Below are 4566 nucleotides of genomic sequence, written 5' to 3'. Positions count from 1 at the left end.
AACCTCTCCCCCTGCCCCCGTCAGGCGAGGCGTCAGGCGAGGCCGGCGCGCTCCAGGGCCTCGGCGCCGCCGCGCAGGGCCGCGAGCCGCTCCTCCAGGGTGAAGCCCGCCGGGGCGAGCGTGAGCGTGGTGACGCCGGCCGCCGCATAGGCGGCCATCCGGTCGGCGATGCGGTCCACCGAGCCGAGCAGGGTGGTCTTGTCGATGAGGTCGTGCGGGATGGCGGCCGCGGCGCCGTCCTTGTCACCGGCCAGGTACTTGTCCTGGATCTCGGCGGCCTCCTTCTCGTACCCCATGCGCTGGGCGAGCCGGTTGTAGAAGTTCTGCTTGCGGCTGCCCATGCCGCCCACGTAGAGCGCGGTGTAGGGGCGGAAGGTGTCCGCGAGCCGGGTCACGTCGGCGTCCTCGCCGAGCGCGAGCGGCACGGTGGGGCAGATGTCGAAGCCGTCGAGGGTCTTGCCCGCCTTCTCCCGGCCCGCGCGCAGGTAGGAGACGGCGGTGTCCTCCAGGTGCTCGGCGGAGGGGAAGATCAGCAGGGCGCCGTCGGCGATCTCGCCGGTCTGCTCCAGGTTCTTCGGGCCGATGGCGGCGATGTAGAGCGGGATGTGCTCGCGCTGGGGGTGCACGGTCAGCTTGAGCGGCTTGCCGGGACCGCCGGGCAGCGGCAGCGTCCAGTGCTCGCCCTCGTACGACAGGCGGTCGCGGGTCATCGCCTTGCGGACGATGTCCACGTACTCGCGGGTGCGGGCGAGCGGCTTGTCGAACTTGACGCCGTACCAGCCCTCGGAGACCTGGGGTCCGGAGACGCCGAGGCCGAGGCGGAAGCGGCCGCCGGACAGGGAGTCCAGGGTCGCCGCGGTCATCGCCGTCATGGCGGGCTGGCGGGCCGGGATCTGGAAGATCGCGGAGCCCACGTCGATCCGCTCCGTCTGCGCGGCGACCCAGGTGAGCACCGTGGCGGCGTCGGAGCCGTACGCCTCGGCGGCCCAGCAGACGCTGTAGCCGAGCCGGTCGGCCTCCTGCGCCACGGCGAGGTTGTCCCCGTCCATCCCGGCGCCCCAGTAGCCGAGGTTGATCCCGAGCTGCATGCCGATCCCCTTACTCGCAAGTAACGTATCTGCGGCCGACCTTAGCGATCCTTTCCCGCGCGGCCCACCCCGGCCGGGGTGTCGAGGGGGTGTCGGGGCCAGGTGCCGCGGCCGGGTCCCGTTGTCCACAGGCAACCCACGGCAGCAGCTCTGGCCAGTAATCTCGCGCTCATGGAGCAGAGGCATCTCGGCCGTACCGGCCTGCGCGTGTCCCGGATCGGACTCGGCACCCTCACCTGGGGCCGGGACACCGAGGAGCACGACGCCGCGGACATGCTGAAGGCGTTCTGGGAAGCGGGCGGCACCCTCGTCGACACCGCGGACGTGTACGGCGACGGGGCGGCCGAGTACCTGCTCGGGCGGTTGACGGACTCCCTGGTGCCCCGCGAGGACCTGGTGATCTCCACCAAGGCCGGCAGCGTGCCCGATCCCGACCGCCCGGCCGACGGCTCCCGCGGCCACCTGCTCGCCGCGCTCGACGCCTCGCTGGAGCGGCTGGGCACCGACCATGTCGACCTGTGGCACATCCACTGCCACGACCCCTCCACCCCGCTGGAGGAGACGCTCCAGGCACTCGACCTCGCGGTCAGCAGCGGGCGCGCGCGGTACGCGGGGGTGTCCAACTTCTGCGGCTGGCAGCTCGCCAAGGCCGCCACCTGGCAGCTCGCCGCGCCGGGCGTCCGTACCCGGCTGGCCGGGACCCAGCTCGAGTACTCCCTGCTCCAGCGGGGCGCCGAGCGCGAGGTGCTCCCCGCCGCGCTCGACCTCGGCGTCGGTCTGCTGCCCTCCTCCCCGCTGGGCCGGGGCGTGCTGACCGGCAAGTACCGGGGCGGTGTGCCGTCCGACTCGCGCGGTGCCTCCGAGCACATGGCGCCCTTCGTCGAGCCGTATCTCGACGACACCGCGAGCCCGTCGGCGCGCGCAACGCACGGCAGCTCGCGGCGGCGTTGTCGGTGGAGGCGCTTAGTCTTCCTGACGAGATCTGCCGGGCGCTGGACGACGTGTCGGCCCCGGTGCACCGCTATCCCGATCACGACTGGAGCACCCTGTGACCACGGAGCAGACGCCTACCGGCGACACGGAAGGGGCCGCTTCCCCGGCCCCCGCCCCGGCCGAGGGCGCCTCCGGCGGAGCGACGGAAGCCGCGAGGGGAGCGGCCGGGGAAGGCGTGGCCGAGGTGGCCGCGGGCGGTGCGGAGCCCGGTGCCCACGCGACCGAAGCGGCCGACGGCGACCGGGACGACGCCGGTGCGCCGGACGCCGGTGAGCCGACGAGAGGTGGCCGCGCGGACGATGCCGATGCGTCTGCCCGGACGCCGTCCGCCGGGGCCACCGAAGACGCGGGCGCGGGCTCCGGGACCGGCGGAGCCGAAGGGGACGCGGGTGGCGTGGAGAGCGGTGGTCCCGCGGCCGGGCCCGGGGGGTCGGGCTCTGCTGAAGGCGCGAAGGCTCCCTCCGAGGCCGAAGCCGAGCTGGCTGCTCAGCGGGTGGAGCGGGAGCGGATCGCCCGGCGTAGGGCGGAGCGGCAGGGGCCGGTGGAGAGCGGGGGGAAGCTGAGCGGCAAGGCGGCTGATCTGCTGGCCGCCGTGCGGGCCGTGGAGAGTGGGGAGAAGGCGAGCACGCCGAGCTTTGTCGAGGCCGCTCCCGCGCCCCGGCGACCCGCGCCGGAGCCGGTGCGGCGACCGGAGCCCGTGCCGGTGGCGGCCGCGCCGGACGCGGAGACCGTGGGGGCCGTACGGGCGGTGCTCGCCGAGGGCGGAGCGCCGGAGGCGTTGGCGCCGCAGGCGGCGGCCGCCCTGGGGGAGGGGGCCGAGGACACGCTGCGCGCCGATCCCTGGCAGTTGCTGCGGGTCGCGGGAGTGCGGCCGGAGCAGGCGGACGGGTTCGCGCGGGCCCTGCTGGGCGCGGAGTGCCGTCCGGACGACGAGCGGCGCGGGCGTGCGCTGACGGTGTGGCTGCTGGAGCAGGCGGCCGTCGCCGGGCACACCGCGCTGGACCTTCCCGCGCTCACCGAGGCTCTCGGCAAGCGGGCGGTACCGGACCCCGACGAGGCCGTGCAGAGCGCGCTCGCGGAGGGTGACGCCCTGGTCTTCCAGGACGCCCTGGAGGAACCCGGAGCCCCGCCGGCAGCGGCCCGGACGGACGAGGAGGAGGAGGAGGAGGAGGTCCCGGTCCGCGTCCTCGCCGGTCTGGAGCGGTACGCCCTCGCCGAGGAGAGCCTCGCGGACGCGCTGGCCCGGCTGGTGAACTCGGTGCCCAAGGAGGCCGAGGGGCCCTGGGAGGCGGCCGTGGCCGCGCTGACCGGCGGCGCGGCCGACCTCGCCCGCCAGGTCGCCGGGCACGGCCTGGTGCTGCACACCGGCGGGGAGGCCGCCCGCGCCGAACCGGCCGCACTGCTCGGTGCCGCCCGCGCGGCGGGCCTGCGCGTGTGCGCGGTCTGCCACACCCCTGACGGCGCCCGGCGCTTCGCCGCGCACCTGGGCGAGCAGCCCGGCGGAGCCGTGGGCACGGTAGCGGGCCTGTTGTCCGGCGCCTCGGGCCCGGGCCGCGACGCGGAGGGCGCGCTGGACCTGGACCTGCTGATCGTGCTCGACGCGCCCCAGCTGGACGTGGAGGCCGCCGCGATGCTGGCCGAGTCGCTGCCCGACGGCGCACGCCTCGTGCTCAGCGGCGACCCAGCGGTGCTGTGGTCGGCCGGTCCGGGCCGGGTCTTCGCGGACCTGCTCGCCGTCCCCGCCTGCCCGCAGGTCGCCTCCCGCGTCCCCGACCCCGGTCCGCTCGGCGAACTGGTCTCGGGCATCGGGGTGGGCGAGCTGGCCCAGGTCGAGGCACCCGGCAAGGAGATCGTGATCGTCCCGGTGCGGGACGCGGGCGAGGCGGTGCACCGCACCGTGCAGTTGGTCGCGGACTCGGTGCCGCGCGCCTTCGGGATCCCGCCCGAGGAGATCGTGGTGATCACGCCGGGCCACGGCGGCGCCGCCGGCACCCGCGCGCTCAACACGGTGCTGAAGGAGCGGCTGAACCCCGGCCCCGGCCGCTTCGGCGGCTTCGACCCGGGCGACCGGATCGTGCACTCCCCCGCGCCGGGCCGTACGGTGCCGGGCCGCGTGGTCCGCGCGGACGCGGAGGGGCTGCACCTGGAGTGCGCGGGCGCGCCCGTGGTCGTCCCCAGGGAGCTGGTGGAGAGCCGGGTCAGGCACGGCTGGGCGCTGACCGCACACCAGGCGGTGGGCGGCCGCTGGCCCGCCGCCGTGGTGGTGCTCCCCGGTGACGCGGCGGACGTGCTGACCAGACCGTGGGTGTACACCGCGTTCGGCCGGGCGGACCGGCACCTGTCGGTCGTCCACGGCGTGGAGCAGGCGCTGCCGAGGGCGGTCGCGGAGAGCGTGGCCAAGCCGCGCACGACCCGGCTGCGGACGCTGCTGCGGGTGCAGCTCCCCCCGGCGGGCTGAGCCCGGACACGGCGGTGCCCGTACCGG

General features: G+C 75.9%; 2 protein-coding genes and 1 pseudogene. 2 read left to right on the top strand and 1 reads right to left on the bottom strand.

Going from position 1 to position 4566, the window contains the following annotated elements; all coding sequences use genetic code 11:
• Nucleotides 1–32 precede the first annotated feature (32 nt).
• Nucleotides 33–1088, bottom strand: a complete 1056-nt coding sequence (locus tag CCN33_RS00530) for an LLM class F420-dependent oxidoreductase (protein ID WP_030812647.1) — start codon at nucleotides 1086–1088, stop codon at nucleotides 33–35.
• A gap of 171 nt (nucleotides 1089–1259) precedes the next feature.
• Here CCN33_RS00530 and CCN33_RS00525 point away from each other — a divergent pair.
• Together CCN33_RS00525 and CCN33_RS00520 are read left to right on the top strand one after the other, a co-directional pair.
• Nucleotides 1260–2140, top strand: a pseudogene (locus tag CCN33_RS00525) (aldo/keto reductase).
• Nucleotides 2137–4539 (top strand): helix-hairpin-helix domain-containing protein, encoded by a 2403-nt coding sequence (locus CCN33_RS00520; protein WP_086689977.1) that lies wholly within the window; start codon nucleotides 2137–2139, stop codon nucleotides 4537–4539. The pseudogene CCN33_RS00525 and the gene CCN33_RS00520 overlap by 4 nt, the downstream one beginning before the upstream one ends.
• The last annotated feature ends 27 nt before the right edge of the window (nucleotides 4540–4566 follow it).

The organism is Streptomyces recifensis, assembly GCF_002154615.1.
Classification (GTDB): Bacteria; Actinomycetota; Actinomycetes; order Streptomycetales; family Streptomycetaceae; genus Streptomyces; species Streptomyces griseoluteus.
Note: the sequence above shows the minus strand (reverse complement) of the source record. Positions and strands in the feature narration are given on the sequence as shown.

Excerpts from the sequence above, each read along its gene's own strand:
- CCN33_RS00530 (WP_030812647.1), bottom strand. The coding sequence starts at position 1,088 with ATGCAGCTCGGGATCAACCTCGGCTACTGGGGCGCCGGGATGGACGGG.